Origin of the sequence: Agrobacterium burrii, assembly GCF_017313405.1 — a bacterium.
GTDB lineage: Bacteria > Pseudomonadota > Alphaproteobacteria > Rhizobiales > Rhizobiaceae > Agrobacterium > Agrobacterium burrii.
Map to the genome: position 1 here is coordinate 1 of NZ_JAFLNA010000029.1, position 2,397 is coordinate 2,397.

Sequence of the window (2,397 nt, forward strand, 5' to 3'; positions counted from 1 at the left end):
CCCCCTGTCATCGAACCTGTGGACCTTCGTCTCATCCGGCGTGATGAAGACGGTATCGCCATGCCTGCATTCGAACTCGCCGTCAGTTCTGGCGGTGATCGGGCCGATGCCGTCGACCTCGAGATGCAGGAAGGTATCCGATCCGAGATGTTCGGCAACGGTGACCTTGCCCTGCCACAGCCCGCTTTCCTTCGACAGCAGCAGATGCTCCGGCCGCACACCGGCGGTGGTCGCACCCTTGCTCCGGGCAAAGTCGCCGGTGATCAGGTTCATGCGCGGCGAGCCGATGAAGCCGGCGACGAAGAGGTTGCGCGGTGTTTTGTAAAGCTCCATCGGCGAGCCGACCTGCTCGATATTGCCGCGGTTCAAGACGACGATCTTGTCGGCCATGGTCATGGCTTCCACCTGGTCGTGGGTGACGTAGATCATCGTCGTCTTCAGCGTGTTGTGCAGCTCGGAGATTTCCAGCCGCATGGTGCCGCGCAAGGCCGCATCGAGGTTGGAAAGCGGCTCGTCGAACAGGAAGGCTTTCGGTTCGCGCACGATGGCGCGGCCGATGGCGACACGCTGGCGCTGGCCGCCCGACAGCTGCGAGGGCCGGCGTTCGAGATAATCGGTGAGGTTCAGCACCCGGGCGGCATCTTCCACCTTTTTGTCGATGATCGCCTTGTCGAGCTTGGCCATCTTCAGCGGAAAGGCGATGTTGTTGCGCACACTCATATGCGGATAAAGCGCATAGGACTGGAACACCATGGCAAGGCCGCGCTCGGCCGGGGCCTTGTCGGTGGCGTCGTTGCCGTCGATGACGATCTTTCCGCCGGAGACGTCTTCCAGCCCGGCGATCAGCCGCAGAAGCGTCGACTTGCCGCAGCCGGACGGGCCGACGAAGACGACGAACTCGCCGTCGTTGATATCAAGATCGATCGACGGAATGACTTTCGCCTCACCGAAGAGCTTGGACACGTTCTGAAGGGAAATGCTGCCCATGTTTGTCGTTCCTTATTTCACGGCGCCAAAGGTGAGGCCACGCACGAGTTGTTTCTGCGAGAACCAGCCGATGACGAGAATGGGGGCGATCGCCATCATCGAGGCGGCCGAGAGTTTTGCCCAGAACAGCCCCTGCGGTGAGGAGAAGGAGGCGATGAAGGCGGTCAGCGGCGCGGCATTGGTGGTCGTCAGCCTGATGGTCCAGAAGGATTCGTTCCAGGCGAGGATGACGTTCAGAAGCAGCGTCGAGGCGATGCCCGGCACCGCCATCGGGGTCAGCACATGGACGATCTCGTTCCAGAGCGAGGCACCATCCATGCGGGCGGCCTCGAGGATCTCGCCGGGGATTTCCCGGAAGTAGGTGTAAAGCATCCACACCACGATCGGCAGGTTGATGAAGGTGAGCATGATGGTGAGCCCGATGCGGCTATCGAGCAGGCCGGCATTGCGGAAGATCAGGTAGATCGGCACCAAGACGGCCACCGCCGGCATCATCTTGGTGGAGAGCATCCACATCAAAATGTCCTTGGTGCGCTTGGTCGGCGAGAACGCCATGGCCCAGGCGGCGGGAATGGCGATGATCAGCGCGATGATCGTTGAGCCGAGCGACAGCACCACCGAGTTCATGAACGGCTTGAAGTAATCGCGCTGGGTCTGCACGGTGATGTAGTTTTCCAGCGTGCCTGATGGAATGAGGCTGAAGCCCGATATCGCTTCCGGCTCGGTCTTGATCGAGGTGAGGAAGGCGTAAAGGATCGGGAAGAACAGCAGGAGCGCCACGGCCCAGGCCGCGATGGAAAAGCCGATCTTTGCACGTGTGGTTGTCTTGCGGGCCATGATGTTTCCCCTTTACCGGTCGAGGTTCTTGCCGACGGCGCGCATCAGGAAGATGGCGACGATATTGGCGAGCACGACGGCGATGATGCCGCCGGCCGAAGCGCCGCCGACGTCGTAGCCTAAAAGTGCGGTGCGATAGATGAGGAAGGCAAGGTTGGTGGAGGCATAACCCGGTCCGCCATTGGTGGTGACGAGGATTTCCGCGTAGACGCCGAGCAGGAAGATCGTCTGGATCAGAATGACGACGGTGATGGCGCGCGACAGATGCGGCAGGGTCAGATAGATGAAGCGGTTGACGAAGTTGGCGCCATCCATCTCGGCCGCTTCCCTCTGCTCGCCATCGAGCGATTGCAGCGCCGTCAAAAGGATCAGTGTGGCAAACGGCAGCCATTGCCAGGCGACGATGATGATGATCGACAGCAGCGGAAACTGCGCAAACCAGTCGACCGGCTGGAAACCGAAGAAGCGTGAGAGATCGGCAAGCACGCCGTAACCCGGATGCATGATCATGTTCTTCCACACCAAAGCTGCGACAGGCGGCATGACGAAGAAGGGCGAGATGATCATGATGCG

3 protein-coding genes are annotated in these 2,397 nt (G+C 60.6%); all 3 read right to left on the reverse strand.

What is annotated here, in order from left to right:
* The coding region (locus tag JZX89_RS28420; RefSeq protein ID WP_207136131.1) for an ABC transporter ATP-binding protein at positions 1-987 on the reverse strand (987 nt) is incomplete at its 3' end.
* 12 nt (positions 988-999) lie between these two features.
* Positions 1,000-1,824: a carbohydrate ABC transporter permease gene (locus JZX89_RS28425; RefSeq protein WP_207136132.1), complete on the reverse strand. Its 825-nt coding sequence runs from the start codon at positions 1,822-1,824 to the stop codon at positions 1,000-1,002.
* A 12-nt stretch (positions 1,825-1,836) separates the two neighbouring features.
* A partial coding sequence (locus JZX89_RS28430; RefSeq protein WP_207136133.1) for a carbohydrate ABC transporter permease occupies positions 1,837-2,397 on the reverse strand: 561 nt, incomplete at its 5' end.

What these genes read in the sequence shown, in the direction of transcription:
- JZX89_RS28425 (WP_207136132.1), bottom strand. Translation starts at nt 1,824, where the DNA reads ATGGCCCGCAAGACAACCACACGTGCAAAGATCGGCTTTTCCATCGCG.